This window comes from Streptomyces sodiiphilus, assembly GCF_039529215.1.
In the GTDB taxonomy this organism is placed as follows: domain Bacteria; phylum Actinomycetota; class Actinomycetes; order Streptomycetales; family Streptomycetaceae; genus Streptomyces; species Streptomyces sodiiphilus.
On record NZ_BAAAMJ010000026.1, the window covers coordinates 95,820 to 115,262 of the forward strand.

Annotated in this window: 16 protein-coding genes and 1 pseudogene; 7 read left to right on the forward strand and 10 right to left on the reverse strand. The window is 73.2% G+C overall.

The genetic code is table 11. From position 1 onward, the window contains the following. The first annotated feature begins 13 nt into the window (after positions 1–13). From ppc to ABD299_RS12550, 5 genes are all read left to right on the forward strand, one after another. Positions 14–2,791 (forward strand): phosphoenolpyruvate carboxylase, encoded by a 2,778-nt coding sequence (gene ppc / locus ABD299_RS12530; RefSeq protein WP_344261565.1) that lies wholly within the window; start codon positions 14–16, stop codon positions 2,789–2,791. Between the two features lie 245 nt (positions 2,792–3,036). Next, complete coding sequence (locus ABD299_RS12535; protein WP_344261567.1) at positions 3,037–3,852, forward strand: YqcI/YcgG family protein; 816 nt, start codon at positions 3,037–3,039, stop codon at positions 3,850–3,852. Beyond that, positions 3,849–4,235: a cupin domain-containing protein gene (locus ABD299_RS12540; RefSeq protein WP_344261569.1), complete on the forward strand. Its 387-nt coding sequence runs from the start codon at positions 3,849–3,851 to the stop codon at positions 4,233–4,235. The genes ABD299_RS12535 and ABD299_RS12540 overlap by 4 nt, the downstream gene beginning before the upstream one ends. Further along, complete coding sequence (locus ABD299_RS12545; RefSeq protein ID WP_344261571.1) at positions 4,232–5,569, forward strand: APC family permease; 1,338 nt, start codon at positions 4,232–4,234, stop codon at positions 5,567–5,569. The genes ABD299_RS12540 and ABD299_RS12545 overlap by 4 nt, the downstream gene beginning before the upstream one ends. Positions 5,570–5,881: 312 nt before the next feature. Then, entirely contained in the window at positions 5,882–6,478 is a 597-nt protein-coding gene (locus tag ABD299_RS12550; RefSeq protein ID WP_344261573.1) for a Uma2 family endonuclease, read from the forward strand. A gap of 77 nt (positions 6,479–6,555) precedes the next feature. Here ABD299_RS12550 and ABD299_RS12555 read toward each other — a convergent pair whose 3' ends face one another. The 9 genes from ABD299_RS12555 to ABD299_RS12595 all read right to left on the reverse strand — a co-directional run bounded on the left by ABD299_RS12555 (position 6,556) and on the right by ABD299_RS12595 (position 16,634). After that, positions 6,556–7,266 carry an LPXTG cell wall anchor domain-containing protein gene (locus ABD299_RS12555; protein WP_344261575.1) on the reverse strand — a complete coding sequence of 237 codons (711 nt, stop codon included), beginning with the start codon at positions 7,264–7,266 and terminating at the stop codon, positions 6,556–6,558. Positions 7,267–7,431: 165 nt separating this feature from the next. Beyond that, a complete protein-coding gene (locus ABD299_RS12560) occupies positions 7,432–7,956 on the reverse strand; it encodes a hypothetical protein (RefSeq protein ID WP_344261578.1) in 525 nt (174 codons plus the stop codon). 53 nt (positions 7,957–8,009) lie between these two features. Then, positions 8,010–8,627: an aminoacyl-tRNA hydrolase gene (pth, locus tag ABD299_RS12565; RefSeq protein WP_344261580.1), complete on the reverse strand. Its 618-nt coding sequence runs from the start codon at positions 8,625–8,627 to the stop codon at positions 8,010–8,012. Between the two features lie 170 nt (positions 8,628–8,797). After that, on the reverse strand, positions 8,798–9,382 hold the full coding sequence (locus tag ABD299_RS12570) for a 50S ribosomal protein L25/general stress protein Ctc (protein WP_344261582.1): 585 nt from the start codon (positions 9,380–9,382) through the stop codon (positions 8,798–8,800). A 181-nt stretch (positions 9,383–9,563) separates the two neighbouring features. Beyond that, on the reverse strand, positions 9,564–10,541 hold the full coding sequence (locus tag ABD299_RS12575) for a ribose-phosphate diphosphokinase (protein WP_344261584.1): 978 nt from the start codon (positions 10,539–10,541) through the stop codon (positions 9,564–9,566). Between the two features lie 90 nt (positions 10,542–10,631). Then, a complete protein-coding gene (gene glmU, locus ABD299_RS12580) occupies positions 10,632–12,095 on the reverse strand; it encodes a bifunctional UDP-N-acetylglucosamine diphosphorylase/glucosamine-1-phosphate N-acetyltransferase GlmU (protein ID WP_344261585.1) in 1,464 nt (487 codons plus the stop codon). Positions 12,096–12,254: 159 nt separating this feature from the next. After that, the gene (locus ABD299_RS12585; RefSeq protein ID WP_344261586.1) at positions 12,255–13,184 is read right to left on the reverse strand and encodes a coiled-coil domain-containing protein; all 930 of its coding nucleotides are present in this window, start codon (positions 13,182–13,184) and stop codon (positions 12,255–12,257) included. A gap of 217 nt (positions 13,185–13,401) precedes the next feature. Continuing rightward, positions 13,402–15,657: an SUKH-4 family immunity protein gene (locus ABD299_RS12590; protein WP_344261587.1), complete on the reverse strand. Its 2,256-nt coding sequence runs from the start codon at positions 15,655–15,657 to the stop codon at positions 13,402–13,404. 5 nt (positions 15,658–15,662) lie between these two features. Then, positions 15,663–16,634, reverse strand: a complete 972-nt coding sequence (locus tag ABD299_RS12595; protein WP_344261589.1) for an SMI1/KNR4 family protein — start codon at positions 16,632–16,634, stop codon at positions 15,663–15,665. A gap of 283 nt (positions 16,635–16,917) precedes the next feature. On the opposite strand from ABD299_RS12595, the pseudogene ABD299_RS12600 reads away from it, so the two are divergent. Both ABD299_RS12600 and ABD299_RS12605 read left to right on the forward strand, forming a co-directional pair. Continuing rightward, positions 16,918–17,379, forward strand: a pseudogene (locus ABD299_RS12600) (YwqJ-related putative deaminase); the annotation flags it as partial. 126 nt (positions 17,380–17,505) lie between these two features. Next, the gene (locus ABD299_RS12605; RefSeq protein WP_425581322.1) at positions 17,506–17,946 is read left to right on the forward strand and encodes an SUKH-3 domain-containing protein; all 441 of its coding nucleotides are present in this window, start codon (positions 17,506–17,508) and stop codon (positions 17,944–17,946) included. A 27-nt stretch (positions 17,947–17,973) separates the two neighbouring features. On the opposite strand, the gene ABD299_RS12610 is transcribed toward ABD299_RS12605, so the two are convergent. Further along, positions 17,974–19,308, reverse strand: coding sequence for a PP2C family protein-serine/threonine phosphatase (locus ABD299_RS12610; RefSeq protein ID WP_344261591.1), 1,335 nt, complete (start codon positions 19,306–19,308; stop codon positions 17,974–17,976). Between the last annotated feature and the right edge of the window lie 135 nt (positions 19,309–19,443).

A 19,443-nucleotide genomic window follows, 5' to 3' on the forward strand; every position in this document is an offset into this window, starting at 1 on the left:
AGGAGCCGCAACTGTGAGCAGTGCCGACACCAAGCCGGACAGAAGCGCGGGCGACCTTCCCGGCGCCGCCGCCGACCCCGAGGCCGGCAGCGCCCTGCGCGCCGACATCCGCCGGCTGGGAGACCTCCTCGGGGAGACACTCGTCCGCCAGGACGGCCCCGAGCTGCTGGACCTCGTCGAACGGGTCCGGCTGCTCACCCGCACCGACGGCGAGGCCGCCGCCGAACTGCTGGGCGGCACCGACCTGCAGACGGCCGCCAAGCTGGTGCGCGCCTTCTCCACCTACTTCCACCTGGCGAACGTCACCGAGCAGGTGCACCGCGGCCGGGAGATGCGCGCGACGCGGGGCGAGGAGGGCAGCCGGCTCTCCCGCACCGCCGACATGCTCAAGGACGCCGACCCGGCCCACCTGCGGCAGACCGTCGCCCACCTGGGGGTGAGGCCCGTCTTCACCGCCCACCCCACCGAGGCCGCCCGCCGCTCCGTCCTCACCAAGCTCCGCAAGATCGCCGAGCTGCTGGACCGCCCCGAGAGCGAGCCCGGCGGTGAGCGCCGCCGCACCGACCTGCGGCTCGCCGAGAACATCGACCTGATCTGGCAGACCGACGAACTGCGCGTGGTGCGGCCCGAGCCCGCCGACGAGGCCCGCAACGCCGTCTACTACCTCGACGAGCTGCACCGCGGCGCCGTCGGGGACGTCCTGGAGGACCTGGCCGCCGAGCTGCAGCGGGCCGGCGCTCCCCTGCCCCCCGGCACCCGCCCGCTGACCTTCGGCACCTGGATCGGTGGCGACCGGGACGGCAACCCCAACGTCACCCCCCAGGTGACCTGGGAGGTGCTGCTGCTCCAGCACGAGCACGGCATCGAGCGCGCACTGGAGCACATCGACGAGCTGCGCAACGCGCTGTCCAACTCCATCCGCAACTGCGGCGCCACCGAGGAGCTGCTGGAGTCCCTGCGGACGGACCTGGACACGCTGCCGGAGATCACCCCGCGCTACAAGCGCCTGAACGCCGAGGAGCCCTACCGGCTCAAGGTCACCTGCATCCGGCAGAAGCTGCTCAACACCCGCGCCCGCCTCGCCGCCGACACCCCGCACGTCCCCGGTCGCGACTACCTCGGCACCGCCGGGCTGCTGGCCGACCTCACGCTGATCCAGGACTCGCTGCGCGAACACCGCGGCGGCCTGGTCGCCGACGGACACGTCGAGCGGCTGCTGCGCACCGTCGCCGCCTTCGGCCTCCAGCTGGCCACCATGGACGTGCGCGAACACGCCGACGCCCACCACCACGCGCTCGGCCAGCTCTTCGACCGGCTCGGCGAGGAGTCCTGGCGGTACGCCGATATGCCGCGCGAGTACCGCGGCCGGCTGCTGGCCAAGGAACTGCGCTCGCGCCGCCCGCTGGCCCCCGCCCCCGCTCCGCTGGACGACGCCGGGGCCCGCACCCTGGGAGTGTTCGAGACTGTCCGCCGGGCACTGGACAACTTCGGCCCCGAGGTGATCGAGTCCTACATCATCTCCATGTGCCAGGGCGCCGACGACGTGTTCGCCGCGGCCGTGCTCGCCCGTGAGGCCGGGCTGATCGACCTGCACGCCGGCTGGGCCCGCATCGGCATCGTCCCGCTGCTGGAGACCACCGACGAGCTGCGGATCGCGGACAAGCTGCTGGACGAGATGCTCTCCGACCCCTCCTACCGGCGGCTGGTGTCGCTGCGCGGAGACCTCCAGGAGGTCATGCTCGGCTACAGCGACTCCTCCAAGTTCGGCGGCATCACCACGTCGCAGTGGGAGATCCACCGCGCCCAGCGCCGGCTGCGCGACGTCGCCCACCGGCACGGCGTGCGGCTGCGGCTCTTCCACGGCCGCGGCGGCACCATCGGCCGGGGCGGCGGTCCCACCCACGACGCCATCCTCGCCCAGCCCTGGGGAACCCTGGACGGCGAGATCAAGGTGACCGAGCAGGGAGAGGTCATCTCCGACAAGTACCTCGTGCCCTCACTCGCCCGGGAGAACCTGGAGCTGACGGTCGCCGCGACCCTCCAGGCGTCCGCCCTGCACACCGCGCCCCGCCAGTCGGGTGACGCGCTGGCCCGTTGGGACGCCGCGATGGACGTCGTCTCCGAGGCCGCGCACGGCGCCTACCGCAGGCTGGTGGACGACCCCGACCTGCCGGCGTACTTCTTCGCCTCCACACCGGTGGACCAGCTCGCCGAACTGCACCTGGGGTCCCGCCCGTCCCGCCGTCCGGACAGCGGTGCGGGTCTCGACGGCCTGCGGGCGATCCCCTGGGTCTTCGGCTGGACCCAGTCCCGGCAGATCGTTCCGGGCTGGTTCGGCGTCGGCACCGGGCTGAAGGCCGCCCGGGAGTCCGGCCTGGACACCGTGCTGGCCGAGGCCTTCGAGCAGTGGCACTTCTTCCGCAACTTCCTGTCCAACGTCGAGATGACGCTGGCCAAGACCGACCTGCGGATCGCCCGGCACTACGTGGACACCCTCGTCCCGGCCGACCTGCGCCACATCTTCGACACCATCCGCGCCGAGCATGAGCTGACGGTCTCCGAAGTGCTGCGGATCACCGGTGAGGAGAAGCTGCTGGACGCCAGCCCCGCGCTGCGGCAGACCCTGCGGATCAGGGACGCCTACCTGGACCCGATCTCCTACCTCCAGGTCGCGCTGCTCGACCGCCAGCGCAAGGCCCGTGAACGCGGTGAGGAGCCCGACCAGCTGCTGTCCCGGGCCCTGCTGCTGACCGTCAACGGCGTCGCCGCCGGTCTGCGCAACACCGGCTGACCCCCGGCCGGACGCGCCTCCCGCCCCCGAACACGGCGGGAGGCGCGTCCGGAAACCGGACCCGGCACTCCGGCGTCCGGGCTTCCAGGCCGCTGTACCCGCTGTCAAATGACTGGAACCGCACGGTAGTTGGCCGGACTGTGGGTCCTCGTCACCGCTGTGTCACTGACAAGATCTCCGAGCCGTAGGCGCCGCGACCAACGGCAGCAGAACGCTGCGACGGTGCCGACCTGACGGGGGTAGTCATGACTGAGAACCAGTTGAGCTCTGCCGACCGCACCACTCCTGACCCACTGACCACACCGCTGGTGCGCGACCCGCGCCGACCCGGAACAGTCGCCTGGCAGACCGAGGCCGCTGAACGCTTCCGGCAGCGCATGTTCGACGAGAACACCCCTTTCCCCTGCGTCTTCGGGGTGGACGCCCTGCGCAAGGCGACGCTCCGGTTCGCCTTCCTGGAGCAGCAGCCCGACGTCTCCGTGCAACTGGCGGCGGCCCTCAGTGACTTCGTCGCCCTCGCCCCGGCTCTCGGGCGAAGAACCTCGCTGGTGGTCTTCTTCGCCCCGGCCGAGGACGACGCCACCCGCGACGTGGAGAGCTTCCACACCCAGGTCTGGGACCTCCTGCAGGGCGTGCACGATCTCGACAAGAAGCCCTGGCCCGCGGACATCCCGCTGGACACCGAACACCCCGAGTGGGAATTCAGCTTCGCCGGCATGCCGATGTTCGTCGTGGCCAACACCCCCGCCCACCGCCGGCGGGCCAGCCGCTGGTTCGACAGCCTCGCGATCACCTTCCAGCCGCGCTTCGTCTTCGACGACATCTCCGAGGACAGCAAGCAGGGCCGCAACGCCCGCACCATCATCCGCGGCCGGCTCGCGGAGTACGACGACGTCCCCGCCAGCCCGCTCCTCGGCAGCTTCGGCAAGCCCGGCAACCGCGAGTGGGCCCAGTACTTCCTGGACGACGACAACGCCCCCCTCGGCCGGGACGCCCACTGCCCCCTGCGTGTCCGTCACGACGAGTCCCACGCCACGAACAGCCAGGAGAACATCAGATGAGCCCTCGGTTCGACGACCGGAGCACACCCGAGCTGCCCGCGGATCTCACCGCACTGCTGCCTCACCAGGGCAGCTTCGAGCTGCAGAACGACCAGCCGGGCAAGATCCACAACTGGCACCACCACAGCCTCGACGAGGAACTGTTCGTCCTGCGCGGCAGCGCCCGGCTGTTCTGGGATGCCGACGGCACCTACCAGGAGCGCGACTGCGCGGCCGGTACCTGGATCACTCTTCCGGCCGGCACCGTGCACGGCTCACTGGCCGGACCGGAGGGCACGGTCTACATGATCCGCCCCCGCGACGGGCGCACCGCGGAGACCACCTTCCTGGCCGAGCAGGACCACCCCCACCCGACCCCGACCCCCCAGGAATCCGCAGCGTGACCAGTTCGCACGACGCACCGGCCCCGGGGCCCGCGGCGAGCCGGCCGGGTGACACCGGCCGGCCGCCCGCCCGGATGGCGGGCCACCTCCGCCTCCCCGGGGCCCTCGCGCTGGCCATCACCATCGTGGTGGGCAGCGGCGCCCTGGTCTCACCCGGCATCGCCTACCACCAGGCGGGTCCGTCCGCACTCTACGCCTGGCTCGTCGCGGCGGCCGTCACCGTCCCGCTGCTCATCGTGTTCGCCCGGCTGGGCGCGGACCTCCCCGGTGCCGGGGGCGTCGCCGGCTTCGTCCAGGCCGGCTTCGGCCGCACCTGGGCGGCCGGCGTCGAGGTGCTGCTGCTGGGTACCTTCGGTCTCGGCATTCCCGCCATCGCTCTGACTGGCGGCTTCTACGTCCAGCAGATCCCAGGCCTGCACGCCGTGCCGGCCTGGGCGGCGGCCCTGGCGCTGCTGGCGCTGGCCGGCACCTCCGTGGCCATCGGCGGATCGGTCTCCTCGCGCATCCAGATCGCCCTGGCGCTGGTCATGACGGCCGGGCTGACCGCCGCGGCGGTGCTCGGACTCTCCGGCGGTGACCCCGCCGGCCACCTGCCGCCGGCCGAGCTGAGCGAGCTGACGGTCGGTGTCATGGCGCTCGGCGCGGTGTTCTTCGCGTTCACCGGCTGGGAGATGCTGTCCTTCACCACCGAGGAGTACGCCAATCCGCGCCGGGACTTCCCGCGGGTCGTGGTCATCAGCTTCCTGACCGTCACCACCCTGTACGTCCTGCTGGCCTGGGCCGTCCAGACCCAGCTGTCCGAGGACGACCCGAAGGCGGCCTCCGCGCCCATCCACGCGGTGGTCTCCGCCGTCGCACCCGGGCTGGCCTGGGTCGTGTCCGTGCTGGGGGTGCTGATCATCGCGGCCAATCTTGTCGGGGCGGTCTGGGCGGCCTCCCGCCTGGTGATGTCCAGCGCCCGGGAGGGACTGCTGCCGCGGCCCCTGGCCAGGCTGAGCACGGCCCAGGGCACCCCGCCGCGGCACGCGGTCGCCGCCTGCGTGGTGGTGTTCGGCGCCATGGTGCTCGCCACCCTCTCGGACACGCTGTCCCTGTCCGTTCTGCTGACGGTGGCGGGGCAGAACTTCTTCCTGCTGTACCTCTTCTCCGCCGCCGCCTACGGCAGGCTCAGGACCGGTGCCCGCCGGGCCTTCGGGGCCGGGACCGCCGTGGTGCTCGGCCTGCTGGCCCTGACCTTCGATCCACTCCACCTCGCCTACGCCCTGGCTCTGCTTCTGACCGGCTACCTGGTGGCCCGCCGCAGGCAGGCCCCCACCGCGTCCGTCCCGGCCTGACCACCCGGGGCGGCCCCTGCCGGTTCGCGGCCCGGCAGCCCGTGTGCCCTCTTGCTCCGGCGACTGCCGGAGCAAGAGGGCACACGCCTGTGCCCGGAGCCCGGAAGCCGGGCGGGGAGGGAGCCCGCACAGAGGAATACCACCGGACACGCGCGGGTTGCCTCTTCTGCTGCCCGTTGCCGCGGCAGGCCGGCCGGGGTACACGGGCGCCGGGCCGCATCGCACGGTCAACGAGGTGTCCGGGCTTCGCGCGTTTGGGGGTTCTCGCATCAGTCGGACGGTTACGGTGACGGCAGAAGGCATGATCGCGCCATGGGAGGCATCATGACCGCCGAGCCGCAGCACCGCCGGCCGGTGCCGCCGACTGACGGCTGTACCGTGGACGGTCTGCTGACTCTGCCCGGCCTCCCGCCGCACACCGAGCTGATCGACGGGAGTCTGGTTGTCCGAGCGCCACAGCGCGATTTCCACAGTGTGGTGATCGATCTGCTGACCGCGGAGCTTCGCGGCGCCGTCCCCGCCGATCTGCGGGTGCGCCGGGAGATGACCGTCGAGCTCGACCGGCGGAACGCTCCCGAACCGGACGTCTCGGTCGTGCGGAGGACGGCGGTCGTCGACCGCCGGCAGACCCGGTTCCAGGCGCGGGACGTGGTCCTGGCGGTGGAGGTGGTCTCGCCGGACTCCGAGGCGCGTGACCGCGACACCAAGCCGCTGAAGTACGCGGTGGCGGGCATCCCGCACTTCTGGCTGGTGGAGATGGGAGGGCGGGAGGGGCATCCCGTGGTGCACGTCCACGAGCTGGACCCGGTCACCCGCCGGTACACGCCCACCGGCATCCACCGGGAGCGGCTGAAGCTGCGGGTGCCGTTCGACCTCGACATCGACCTGACCGGGGTGGGCGAGCTGTAGCGCCGGACGTGCGGCGGCCCCGCACCCGGGTGGATTCCGGGGGCGGGGCCGGCGGTGGCGCTGTGCGGTGCCTGCCGTCAGTGCTGGGCGGCGTTCCGGCGGCGCAGAACCAGGTAGCCACCGGCGCCGAGCAGCGCGGCGGCGCCGGCCGACAGGGCGATCACCGGTGCGCTGGAGCCGGTCTCGGCCAGCTCGGTGCCGTCACCGGCGACCTCCTCGTCGGTGTCACCGTCGGGGGTGGCCTCCTCGGTCGGCACGTCCGTGGGCTCCTCGCCGGGGGTCTCCGGCTCCTCACCGGGAACCTCGGGCTCCTCGCCCGGCTCCTCCGGCTCCTCACTGGGCTCCCCGGGCTCCTCCTCGCCGGGCACGTCGGCCGGGCAGGTGTGGGACAGGTTGAAGGGCTGCTCCTTCTTGCCGCCCTTCAGCTTGCCCTTGACCTCGACCAGCTCGTCGCCGGCCTCGGAGGCCACATAGGCGTGCTTGTCCTTCGGCGGGCCGAACTCGGTGAGGGTCTGCGTGTCACCCGAGGCGAAGGTCACGGTGAGCTTCACGAACCCGGCGTCACCGCGGGTGACGAAGTGCCACCCGTCCATGTCGGAGGGAATGTCGGCGCAGACCTCCTCCTGGTTCTCGAAGTCGGAGGCGAGCAGTGGCAGGTCGCCCTCGTGGTGGAAGCCCGCGTAGTACCAGCCCTCACCGGGGGTCGCGAAGGCCGGAGCCGCGGTGGCGCCCACCAGCAGGGCCGCCGCGGAAGCCGCGAGCACACCCGACAGTTTCAGATTGCGCATATTGCCGTCCAAATCCGGGGGGACTTCAAGGGCCAGGGTTGGCTGCCACAGCCTTTATGTTTCGGCCAGGTTGGGCAAGTCCGTGATGCCCCGGTTGGGGGGCGTGTGGTCCCTGTGGGGAGAAAGTCCTCTGTCACAGAATGGCGACAACGGGTTTGGTTGTACTCACCAGAGCAAAAAAGTCGTACCGATCATGGCCAGGCCGAGCCCGGCGAGGGACCAGGCGGTGCGGAACATCCGCAGGCCACCGGCGACGACGACGGCCGCGAGCAGCAGCGCGCCGGCCAGGGGGAGTGAGGCCTGAAGCGCGCCCGCCACGCCGGTGCGCACCGCCTCGTCCGTGCCCGGCCGCAGGGCCACATGCAGGGTGTCGCCCTCGCCGCGGCCGATGCTCTGCTCCAGGGTGACGTTCTGCCGTACCGGGGCGTCGCCGCGGCCGGCGTCCTCGGATGGCCGGAACGTGCCGGTGCACGCGTCCGCGTCGCAACTGCGCAGGGTCAGCGTGCCCTGTTCCAGTCCGTCGCCGCGCAGGGCGTGCCGCGCGGTGTCCCAGGAGGCCCAGGCACCGGCGGCCACCAGGAGCAGGGCCAGCAGTGCCATGGCGGCCAGCCGGGCGAGCAGCAGCATTCCGACAGCGCTCTCCCCGGCCCGGCGGAAGCGGCCGCGCTTGGCCGTGGTGCGGGGGGACATGGGCCCGATCCTTGGCCACGTCCGCGCGCGGGGTCAACCCCGGACGCGTCCGGTCAGCTGTTGTAGGTGCTCTGCGCGCGTTCCAGGCCGGAGGTGATGAGAGCCTCGACGGCGTCGGCGGCGCGGTCCACCAGGTAGTCGAGTTCCTTGCGTTCGGCGGCGGAGAAGTCCCGCAGGACGTAGGCGGCGACGTCCATTCGGCCGGGCGGGCGGCCCACGCCGAACCGGACGCGGCAGTAGTCCTTGCCGAGCGAGGAGGTGAGGGACTTCAGGCCGTTGTGGCCGTTGTCGCCGCCGCCCTTCTTCAGGCGCAGAGCGCCGAAGCCGATGTCGAGTTCGTCGTGGACGACGACGATGCGGTCCGCCGGCACCTTGTAGAACGTGCTCAGCGCGGTGACCGGTCCGCCGGACAGGTTCATGAAGGTCATCGGCTTGGCGAGGACCACCCGGTGGCTCCCGGGCCCCGGCGCGCCGACTCGGCCCTCGAGGACCTGGGCACGTGACTTGTGGGCCTTGAAGGTCCCGCCCATCCGGCCGGCGAGCAGGTCGGCCACCATGAAACCCACGTTGTGGCGGTTGCCGGCGTACTGCGGCCCGGGGTTGCCGAGTCCGGCGACCAGCCAGGGGCCGGTGTCCGTGGTCCCGCTCGCGCTGTTCGGGACGGTGCTCATGCGGGCTTTTCCTCCGGGGGGCGGTGTGCTGTCCGGGCGCCCGGACGGGCCCGGCTGGAGCCGCCCGGCTCTCCGCCGGATGCGGCGGGGCGGGCGTGCGCGGCGCGGGTGCGCCCCGGCGTGCCGGTGGCGGGTGCGGGAGGCCGCACCCGCCACCGGCACGCACAACGTCAGGCGGTCTCCTCGCCCTCTCCCGCGGAGGCCGACGACTCCTCGGCCTGAGCGGCCAGGACCTGGATGACGGTGTCGTCGCCGTCGATGGCCAGGGTGGTGCCCTTCGGCAGCGGGATGTCCTTGGCCAGGATCTGGTCGCCGGAGGTCAGGCCGGCCACGGAGACGGTGACCGATTCCGGGATGTGGGTGGCCTCGGCCTCGACCGGCAGCGAGTTCATCACGAACTCCAGCAGGTTCTGGCCGGCGCCCAGCTCGCCCTCGGTGTGGATCGGGATCTCGACGTTGACCTTCTCGCCCTTCTTCACGGTGAGGAGGTCGATGTGGACCAGGAAGCCGCGGATGGCCTCGCGCTGGACCGCCTTGGGGATGACCAGCTCCTGGCGGCCGTCGACGTCCAGGGTGATCAGGACGTTGGAGGTCTTCAGGGCCATCATCAGGTCGTAGCCCGGAAGGGCGACGTGCACCGGGTCGGCGCCGTGGCCGTAGATGACGCCGGGGACCTTGTCCTCCTGGCGGAGACGGCGGGAGGGGCCCTTGCCGAACTCGGTACGGACCTCGGCCTTGATCTTCACGTCAGCCATGCTGCGCTCCTCGTGGTAGGGACATGACGGGCTACTCGGCCCCCATCAGACCTGCTGCGAAGAGCGCGTCGATTACGGACAGCCGCCACATGCGGACGGCCTCCCTCGCCGAGCAACTTCAGCAGTCTACTCGGCGGGGAGGCCATGACCGAAATCGATCAGCGCGGACAGGGCGACGACGTTACGCGTTGCCCTCGAAGAGGCTGGTCACCGAGCCGTCCTCGAAGACCTCCCGGACCGCCCGGGCGATCGTCGGGGCCAGCGACAGAACGGTGATCTTGTCCAGCTCCAGCTCGCCCGGGGTGGGCAGCGAGTCGGTGAAGATGAACTCGCTGACCTTGGAGTTCTTCAGCCGGTCGGCGGCCGGGCCGGACAGCACGCCGTGCGTGGAGGCCACGATGACATCGGCGGCGCCGTTGGAGAACAGGGCGTCCGCCGCGGCGCAGATGGTGCCGCCGGTGTCGATCATGTCGTCCACCAGGACGCAGACCCGGCCGCTCACGTCACCGACGACCTCGTGGACCGTGACCTGGTTCGCCACGTCCGGGTCGCGCCGCTTGTGCACGATTGCCAGCGGGGCACCCAGCCGGTCCGCCCAGCGGTCGGCGACCCGCACCCGGCCGGCGTCGGGCGAGACGACGGTCAGCCTGTCCCGGTCCACCCGGCCCGCGATGTAGTCGGTGAGCACCGGCAGCGCGAACAGGTGGTCGACCGGGCCGTCGAAGTAGCCCTGCACCTGGTCGGCGTGCAGGTCCACGCTGAGGATGCGGTCGGCGCCCGCGGTCTTCAGCAGGTCCGCCATCAGGCGGGCCGAGATCGGCTCCCGCCCGCGGTGCTTCTTGTCCTGGCGGGCGTAGCCGTAGAACGGGATGATCACGGAGATGCTGCGCGCGGAAGCGCGCTTGAGCGCATCGATCATGATCAGCTGTTCCATGATCCACTTGTTGATCGGGGCCGTGTGGCTCTGGATCAGGAAGCAGTCCGCGCCGCGCACCGACTCCTGATAGCGGACGTAGATCTCGCCGTTGGCGAAGTCGTGCGCCTTGGTCGGGACCAGGCCCACACCCAGCTCGTGCGCGACCTCCTTCGCCAGCTCGGGGTGTGCGCGGCCGGAGAAGAGCATCATCTTCTTCTCACCGGTCGTCTTGATCCCGGTCACAGCATGTCTCCTTGGATTCCGCGCGGGAGTCATCGGGACCCGCTAGGGCACCTCTACGGTACGCCCCGCCCATCCGGCCCGTGCACCGCCTCAGCCGTCGCGGTCCTCCCCGGCGCCCCGCGGCCGGGCCGACTCCGCCGCCCGCGCGGCGGCACTCCCGGGCCGCTTGCGGGCCACCCAGCCCTCGATATTCCTTTGCTGGCCACGGGCGACGGCCAGCGAACCGGGCGGCACGTCCTTGGTGATCACCGAGCCGGCCGCGGTGTAGGAGCCGTCCCCGACCGTGACAGGCGCCACAAACATATTGTCGGAGCCCGTCTTGCAGTACGAACCGATGGTCGTGTGGTGCTTGGTCTCGCCGTCGTAGTTCACGAAGACGCTGGCGGCGCCGATGTTCGTGTACTCGCCGATGGTGGCGTCGCCCACGTACGACAGGTGCGGCACCTTGGTTCCCTCGCCGATCTCGGCCTGCTTCATCTCCACGAAGGTGCCGGCCTTCGACGCGGCGCCCAGTACTGTCCCCGGGCGCAGATAGGCGAACGGGCCCACGCTCGCCCGCGGCCCGATCCTGGCGCCGTCGGCGACCGAGCTGACCACCACCGCGCCCTCGGCCACCGTGGTGTCCCGCAGCCGGCAGCTCGGACCCACCTCGGCGTGCGCGGCGATGTGCGTGCGGCCCAGCAGCTGCGTGCCGGGGTGCACCACGGCGTCCGGTTCGAAGGTGACCGTGGCGTCCACCCAGGTCGAGGCCGGGTCGATCACCGTGGCCCCGCCCAGCATGGCCTCCTCCAGCAGCCGGTCGTTGAGCATCCGGCGGGCCTCGGCCAGCTGCACGCGGTTGTTGATACCGGCGATCTCCCGGTGGTCCGCGGCCCGCGCGGCCCCCACCCGGTGCCCGTCGGCGCGCAGAATGCCCAGCACGTCCGTCAGGTACTCCTCGCCCTGGCTGTTGTCGGTGCGCAGCCGGCCCAGCGCGTCCGCCAGCAGCCGGGCGTCGAAGGCGAAGACCCCGGAGTTGATCTCCCGGACGGCCCGCTGCGCGGCGGTGGCGTCCTTGTGCTCGACGATCCGCGAGACCGAGCCGTCCTCCGCCCGCACGATGCGGCCGTAGCCCGTGGCGTCCGGGACCTCCGCGGTCAGCACCGTCACGGCGTTGCCGTCGGCGGCGTGCGCGTCCGCCAGCGTCCGCAGCGTCGCCGCCGTCAGCAGGGGGGTGTCGCCGCAGGTCACCAGGACCGTGCCGGACAGCTCCGTGCCGTCGGCGGTCAGCTCCGCGAGCCCGGTGCGCACCGCGTCCCCGGTGCCCCGCCGCTCGTGCTGCACCGCGGTGCGTACCCCCGCGTCGAGAGCCGCCAGATGCCCGGTGACCTGCTCGCGGCCGTGACCGACCACCACCACCAGGTGACCGGGGTCCAGTTCGCGGGCGGCGGTCACCACGTGGCCGACCAGCGAGCGGCCGCAGATGTCGTGCAGCACCTTCGGCGTCGCGGACTTCATGCGGGTCCCCTCACCCGCTGCGAGGACGACGACGGCTGCCGGGCGATGGGAACTCACGTGATGTGCCCTTCGGTCCTGAGGGACGACCCCGAACAGGGATCGGAACGATCGGATACTCGCACCATAGCCCCAGCGGACCCCGTAGCCGTCAGGCCCCGAACCCGTCAGGCCGCCGAGCCGTCAGGGGACACGCCGGCGCCCCGGCCGGCGCGGCACTCACTCCTCCTCGGCCTCCGGCCCCGCGCCCTGCCCCGGCACGGTTCCCGCCGCCGCGGCGCGCCCGGTGAGGGTCGCCAGGCTGCTGCGCACGTGCGTCATGTGGGCCCGCAGCTCCTCGGCGCGCTCGGTGTGATCGCGCACCGCCCGCTCGGTGTCGCGCTCCACCCGCTGCTGATGCACCCGCGCCTGGACGAGAAGCTCGTCCTGCCGCGCCCTGGCGTTCTCGATGAGGTCACGCGCCGCGGCCTCGGCGTCGGCCAGCTGCCGGTCCGCCTCGGCCATCAGCTTCTCGCCCCGCTCGGTCAGCTCCGCGATCCGGGCCTCGGCCTCCGCGTGGCGCTCCGTCAGTTCCTCCTCCAGAGCCTTGGCCGCCGCCGTCTGCTCGTCCTGCCGGCCGGTCAGCAGCGACTCGCAGCGCCTGGCCACCTCCACCAGCGCGGCCTGCGCCTCCTCCCGCAGCGCGCGGGCCTCCTCCCGGGCCCGGCCCAGCGTCTCCTCCGCCCGGGCCCGGGCCGCGTCCAGGGCGCTCTCGGCCGCCGCGTCCGCCTCCGCCCGCCGCTCCTGGGCGGCGTTCCACGCCGACTGCCGCAGGTCACGGGCCGCAGCCTCGGCGGTCTCCTGCAGTTCCATCGCCTGCTGCTCGGCCGCCCGGCGCAGGTCGGAGGCCTCCGCCTCGGCCTCGGCGAGCAGCAGCTGCGCCCGCCTGCCCAGGGACTCGAAGGTCTGTGGCGGCAGCGCCGCGATGGTGTCGCCGAGCCGCTCGGCTTCCTTGCTCATCTCCTTGGCCAGTACGGTCAGCCGGGCCAGCCGCTCCCAGGTGCGGTCGCGCTCCTCGCTCAGGACGGAGACCCGGTGATCCACCTGCGCGGGCCGGTACCCGCGGCCCCGGACCTTCTCGAAACCGTGCGGCGAGCTGGACGCAGTCATGAGGTGAGCTCCTTTGCTCCGACCTTTCCGGGCGCTGCGCCCGAGGCGGCAGGTCGGTGACACATGGCTGGATGCGGGCGAATCGCCCGAGTGCGACACTTCGCCCACCAGCATGCAGCACAAAGCCGCCCGGTTCGTGCAAACCGGGCGGCTTGTGAGGCTCTTCGGGGTGGTGAGGGCGGGTTGAGGGCCGCTCACGCCCTGGGGCGTGCGAACGTCAGAGCAGTCCGTCCCACATCTGTTCGAGAAGTACCGACCACCAGCTCTCCGGGTCGGCCAGTGCCTGCGGATCCAGCGACGCCAGCTGCGCCTGGAAGTCGGTGGTCCAGCGTCCGGCCTGCTCCGGGTTCAGCCCGTACCGCAGCCGCCACATCCGCCCCAGCAGGGCCGTGCACCGGGCGAACTGCGGAAGCGAGGCGTTGACGAACTGCGGCGGCACCGGCTGCCCGCCGGGACCGGCCTCCAGCGGCACCGCCACGATGTACGCCGTGCCGTACTGCACGCACAGCTGCCGCCCGAAGTCGCTGCCCATCACCAGGTAGGAACCCGCGTCCGGGGCGGGCTGCACCCCGCGCTCGGCGGCCAGCTCGGCCAGCGTCGGCACCGGGCGGCCCGGCTGGACGTTCGCCCAGAAGAACGGCCCCACGTCCACCGGCAGCCCGGACCACACCAGGGTCTGCGCGACGATCTCCGGCACACCCTGCCGGGACACCGCCTGCTGGTCGTGGCGGAACACACCCTGCGGCCCGAACGCCTGCGCAAGCTCCTGGCCGATCACGTCCAGACCCACCGCGGGAGCCGGCGGCTGCTGCGGCAGCGGGGCGCGCACCGGGGCCGCACGCGGCGGCCCGTCGGCGTACTGCTGCAGTTCGCCCTGATGCTCCACCAGGTGGCGTACCCCCGCCTGCCGGGAGGCGTGGTCGAGGCCGTAGGCGGCGGTGTGCGAGACGCGGGCCTGTGGCCAGGTCTCCCGGATCATCCGGGCGCAGTACCCGCCGGGAAGCTCGCACGACTGGAGCTCGGTGTGCAGCTCCAGTACCTGCTGCGGAGCCACGTTCATCGCCTGCAGCTCGTGGTAGATCTGCCACTCCGGGTGCGGGCAGCCCGGCGCCGAGCGGCGGATGAGCTGCTGCTCGGAGCCGTCCTGCGCGCGGTAGCGCAGCACCGCCATGTAGCCCGAGCCCACGGTGGGAAGCCCGGGCTGCTGCGGGTAGCCGTATCCGGCTCCGCCCGGCGGAGCCGGCGGGGGCACGGCCGGCCCGGGGGGCGGCGGGGCCCCGGCACCGGGAGGCGGAGCTCCCACGCCGGGCGGTGGCTGCGGGGCGTGCGGCACGGCCGGTGAGGGGGTGGCGGGCACCGCGCCCGGCTGCGCCAGCATGGTCGCGGCGTGGTGCACACCGCCGGCGGGCGGTGGTTCCGGGGCCGGCGGTGGCTCGGGCGGGGCCGTGCCGCTCCGGGCGGCGTTGTCCAGCTGGGTCTTCAGCTCCCGCGCGGACACCATCTGGGTGGGGATGTAGGAGCTGTCGCCGCCTCCCGTGCTCCCGGGGGCCGCAGGTGCCGGAGACGGGGGAGGCGGCGCGGCGGGCGGCGGCGGGGGAGTGCCGGGGGCGGCCGGCGGCCGGAGCGGCGCCGCGGCCTTGACCGTGCCCTGGTGCGCCCCCTCGGGGGCGTCCTGGCCGGTGGGGGCGTTCGGTGCCGCGGGCGGCTCCGGCACCGAGGGGTGCACCGTGGTGCGCGGCAGCGGGGGGGCGCCCTGCGGCATGAGCTCGGTGCGGGCCTCGGAGTCGGCTCCGGCCCGCGCGCCGGCGGAGGGCTCGTCCACCGGTGGCGAGAAGACGGTCTGCGGCGGCTCCACCGAGACGGCGTCGGAGCCACTGCCGGAGGTGTCGTTGGCGTCCCACGGCGAGCCGGCGGCGGCCGGAGCGGGCGCGCCGGGGAAGCCCTGCGGCCCGGACGGCCCCGGGTCCTCGGCCGGTCCGGCGGGCGACGGGTGTTCGGGCGAGGCGGCATCCGCGCCGTGCGGAGCGTCCTCCCCGCCGGACTCCCCGCCAGGCTCCCCACCGGGGGAGGCGTTCTCGGGGGCCGGCGTGGGGTCGGTGCGCCGGTCGGGGATGCCGGCCCGGTCGGCGGCCTCCTGCAGCCATTCCGGCGGCGTCAGCAGGAAGGACGTGGCCTCCAGGTCCACCCGGGCCGGTGGCTCGGCGGCCTGCGGGGCCGCGGCGAGGGAACCGTACTCCTCCTCGTAGCACCGGATGATCTCGGCGACGGGCAGCGCGGGCCACAGCGTACTGTCCCCGCTGTCCCGGGCGATGACCATCCGGCCGCCGCCGGTCAGCACACCGCCGCGGTCCTCGGCCCAGGCCACGAAGCCCAGGTCGAACTCCTGGATGCGCACCTCGCGCCGCAGCTCGGCGGGAACCGAGCCGTTGACCCAGCGCTCGGCCCGCTCCTGTACCTGCGCGAACGTCACCATCGCGCTCACCCCTCCACCGGGACGGCGTGCGCGAATCCGCCGTCCACCATCAGATTGGCCACGGTCTCCAGCTCGGGCGGGCTGCCCGCCAGCCGCAGCAGGAAGTCGTCGAAGTCCTCGCCGCACGGCAGCAGCAGCTCGTCCACCCGCTGCTGCACGCCGATGCCGTCCCGGTCCCGGGCGTCGTCGTAGGCGCACAGCCACACCGAACCGGTGGCGTTCCCCTTCACCTTGACGGCGATGATGCCGCCGTGCACGAACGCCACCCCCAGGTAGTCCTTGGTCAGGTGATCGCGCAGGCACTTGTTGATGTACACGAGATCGTTGACCGCCGCCTCCTCGCGGAGGGTGAAGAACGGCTGGTCGATCAGCAGCCCCAGCTCGGGGTCGAGCGCCACCCCGCGCGGCGCGCACCCGCCGGCCGCCTTCAGGAACGACCGGTAGGCCTCCGGCAGCCGGTAGCCGAGCTTCTCCTCGGCGCCGACCACACGGTCCTCGTCGACGGCCACCGAGTACGGCAGGCCGAAGTGCACCGGCCTGGTCTCGGCCAGCGGGCGGGTGCCGCGTTTGTCCTGGTCCACCTCGGTGGTGGCCAGTCCGCCGTGATGCCGCAGCAGGGCCTTGACCTCGACCGGGATCAGCTGCAGCCGGCGGCTGTGGGCCACGTGGTGCCAGGTCCAGCCGTGCGGCGTCGCCACCGGCGGGAGGTCCGCCCACAGCTCGTGGCCCGCGGAGTGCAGCGCCGCGTTCGCCGAGACGTAGTCCGTCAGTCTCAGCTCGTCCACGCCGAAGCCCTCGGGAGGCTCGGCGATCTCCGCCGCCGCACGCGCGTACGGGGTGAAGTCGGGATAGCCGCCCTCGTCGACCCGGACGCCCTGTGGATGACGGGCCGCCCGCACCGGGTCCGGGAACTGCACGACCTGCCCGGCGTATGCCTTGTTCGGTGGCGGGGCCTGCCCGAGCCGACCTGTCGTCATGGCGTTGCGCCCCCTGCTGTCCTACTCGCTGTCCCGGCACAGCCTATGGGTTCACTCGTTCGCGTACACCGTCCGAGCGAGCCCCGGGCCGGCCGGAGGTCCCTCCGATGGCGGTATCACCCGGGTTGTGCCCTGCGCCGATGATGTCCTGCCCCGGGCATGACATGCGCCACACGCGCCTTGCGGCCGCGGGCCGCCGGGCCGGTCCGGCCGAGTGCCGTGTGGCAAGCTGACGACCGCGGGGGAAGGACCTCGCACGGGGGGAGGAAGCGTAAGCGTGCACGTGTATTCGGAAACATCCGGCATCCGGGACGTACCGCCGTCCCCGGGCCCCGGCCCTCGGCCACCGGGCGACCCCCGGCTCGGCTGGGGCCGCCCGCCCGTACCCGTTCTCCGGCAGCGGCGGGACGGCATCCTGCCCACCGTCGCGGCGGCGCTGTCGCTGCCCGGCCGGGACCACCCGCTCACCGGCACCGCGAGCCGCTCGGGGCCGCCCCCCGCCCTCCACCCCGCGGTCCGCGACGTGCTCGACGGACTTCCCACCGAGCAGCGCGAACGGCACGGCGGGCGCTGTCCGGAGGCCGTCCTGCTCTCCCGGCATCTCACCGCCTCCGGGGCCCAGCGGTCCGGCCAGGTCCGGCGTGCCCTGAAGAACGCCCGGATCACCACCCGGTACATCCGCGAGGACGGCGACCCGCGGCACGGCGAGTACGCCCCCCACTGCCGGTCCTGCACCGCGCTGCTGGGACATTTCGGGGTCCGCAGCGTGAGTCCGGCCGGCGAGGACACCCCCCGCGTCCCCGGCCGGCGCACCACCCGCAGGTCCGCCGGCCGCGCCCCCGGCGACGCCGGCACCGTCGTCGAGGAGGCACTGCTGGCCGCCGGCTGGCAGCCGGGCCGCCGGGAGGGGGCGCCGGCCGAGCAGTGGGCCGACACCCTGCGCGCCCACCTCTCTCCGGCCGGACATGCCCACCGCATCTTCCCCGTCGCCTTCGAGATCTGGGCCGAGTACGGCGGCCTGCGACTGGTTCCCCCCGGCCCCGGGCACGAGTTCGCCCCCAGCCCGGTGTCCCTCGACCCCCTGCTCGGACTGCACTGGGCCCGGACCCTCGGCGATCTGGGGCGCGCGTTGGACACCGAACTCAGCCCGCTCGGTGCCGAGGACGGCGGGAGAGCGCTGCTCGCCGTGGACCGCGACGGCCGCGTCTACTGCCTCGACCACTCCGGCGACTGGTATCTCGGGCCCGACATCCGTACCGCCCTGGCCACCCTGCTCGCCGGGACACCGCCCGCACGCCTGAGCCCGCCCTGACCCAGGCGGCGCCGGTCCCGGGCCGGGTCAAGTTGACGGCAGGGCAGGGACGCGCAGCGCCACGAAGGCCATGTCGTCGTGGCCGTCACTGGGATGCCGCTCGGCCAGGACGCCGACCAGGTCCTCCGGCGGCAGGTCGGCGTGGGCGGCCACCAGGTCCGCCAGGGCGTCCAGCTGTTCGTCGAGGCAGTGCCCCGGGTGCTCCACCAGGCCGTCGGTGTACAGCAGCACCGTGGCCCCGGCCGGGAGGGGGCGGGTGTGGTCGGGGCGGTGGATGTCCGGGTCGACGCCGAGCGGAACCCCCGGCTCGGCGTGCAGGTACTCGGTCCGCCCGTCCGGATGGAGCAGCAGCGGTGGCAGGTGCCCGGCCGTGCTCCAGCGGATCAGCCAGTCCCGGCCCGCCGGCTCGATCCGGGCCAGGCAGGCGGTGGTGACCGGCAGGTCGGTGATCGCGTGCACGGTGCTGTCGAGCTGGGCGAGCACGCTGCTGGGCGGGGTCCGGCGGTCGTACAGCAGTGCCCGGAGCATGTTCCGGGCCTGCGCCATCGCGGCCGCCGCGTGCAGGTCGTGGCCCACCACGTCGCCGATCACCGCGGCGCAGGCGTCGTCGGGAAGCAGGATGGCGTCGTACCAGTCGCCGCCGACCCCGGCCGGCTCGGCGGACGGACGGTAGACGGCGGCCGCGGAGAACGGCGCGAGATCGGGCAGTGCGGGCAGCAGCAGCCGCTGGAACTGCTCGGCGCTCTCCCGCGCGTGCCGGAACAGCCGGGCGTTCTCGATCGCGACCCCGGCCGCGCCGGCCAGCGCGCGCACGATGTCCTCGTCGTCCTGGTCGAAGGGCCGGCCGTCGCGCCGCTCGGACAGGTACAGATCACCGTAGATCTCCCCCCGGACGGTGATCGCCATGCCCAGCAGGGTCCGCATCGGCGGGTGGCCGGGAGGGAAGCCGACCGATGCCGGATGGGAGGGGATGTCGCTCACCCGCAGGGGCTCCGGGTGACGGATCAGGTGCCCCAGCACACCGCGGCCGTGCGGAAAGCCGACCCCCGCCAGCCGGGCACGTTCCCGTGGCGACAGCCCGGCCGTGATGAACTCCTCCAGGCTGTCTCCCGAAGGAGCGAGAACCCCCAGCGCGCCGTACCGGGCGTCCACCAGGTCCATGGCGGTCTCCACGATCCGGCGCAGCACCGTCGGCAGGTCCAGCTGCCCGCTGATGACGAGCACGGCGTCCAGCAGCCCGTGCACCCTGTCCTGCGCCCGGGCCAGCTCGGTGAGCTCCCGGGCGACGTCCTGCGCCGGCCCGCCGGACTCCCGCGCCGGTCGCGCGGCGTCCGGCCCGCCGGCCGGCTCCGGCCCCGCCATCACGCCCGTACCCCGCTCACCCTGCTCACCGGCCCACAGTAAGCGGCACGCCCTCCGGAAACCCGCATGACCGGCCCGGACGGCCGGTGCCCCTCACGCGATCGTCGGCCGATGTTCACGCGCAGTGCGCCCGGA

What these genes read in the sequence shown, in the direction of transcription:
- ABD299_RS12535 (WP_344261567.1), top strand. Translation starts at nt 3,037, where the DNA reads ATGACTGAGAACCAGTTGAGCTCTGCCGACCGCACCACTCCTGACCCA.
- ABD299_RS12555 (WP_344261575.1), bottom strand. Translation starts at nt 7,266, where the DNA reads ATGCGCAATCTGAAACTGTCGGGTGTGCTCGCGGCTTCCGCGGCGGCC.
- ABD299_RS12560 (WP_344261578.1), bottom strand. Translation starts at nt 7,956, where the DNA reads ATGTCCCCCCGCACCACGGCCAAGCGCGGCCGCTTCCGCCGGGCCGGG.
- ABD299_RS12550 (WP_344261573.1), top strand. Translation starts at nt 5,882, where the DNA reads ATGGGAGGCATCATGACCGCCGAGCCGCAGCACCGCCGGCCGGTGCCG.
- ABD299_RS12585 (WP_344261586.1), bottom strand. Translation starts at nt 13,184, where the DNA reads ATGACTGCGTCCAGCTCGCCGCACGGTTTCGAGAAGGTCCGGGGCCGC.
- ABD299_RS12570 (WP_344261582.1), bottom strand. Translation starts at nt 9,382, where the DNA reads ATGGCTGACGTGAAGATCAAGGCCGAGGTCCGTACCGAGTTCGGCAAG.
- pth (WP_344261580.1), bottom strand. Translation starts at nt 8,627, where the DNA reads ATGAGCACCGTCCCGAACAGCGCGAGCGGGACCACGGACACCGGCCCC.
- ABD299_RS12590 (WP_344261587.1), bottom strand. Translation starts at nt 15,657, where the DNA reads ATGGTGACGTTCGCGCAGGTACAGGAGCGGGCCGAGCGCTGGGTCAAC.
- ABD299_RS12610 (WP_344261591.1), bottom strand. Translation starts at nt 19,308, where the DNA reads ATGGCGGGGCCGGAGCCGGCCGGCGGGCCGGACGCCGCGCGACCGGCG.
- ABD299_RS12595 (WP_344261589.1), bottom strand. Translation starts at nt 16,634, where the DNA reads ATGACGACAGGTCGGCTCGGGCAGGCCCCGCCACCGAACAAGGCATAC.
- ABD299_RS12540 (WP_344261569.1), top strand. Translation starts at nt 3,849, where the DNA reads ATGAGCCCTCGGTTCGACGACCGGAGCACACCCGAGCTGCCCGCGGAT.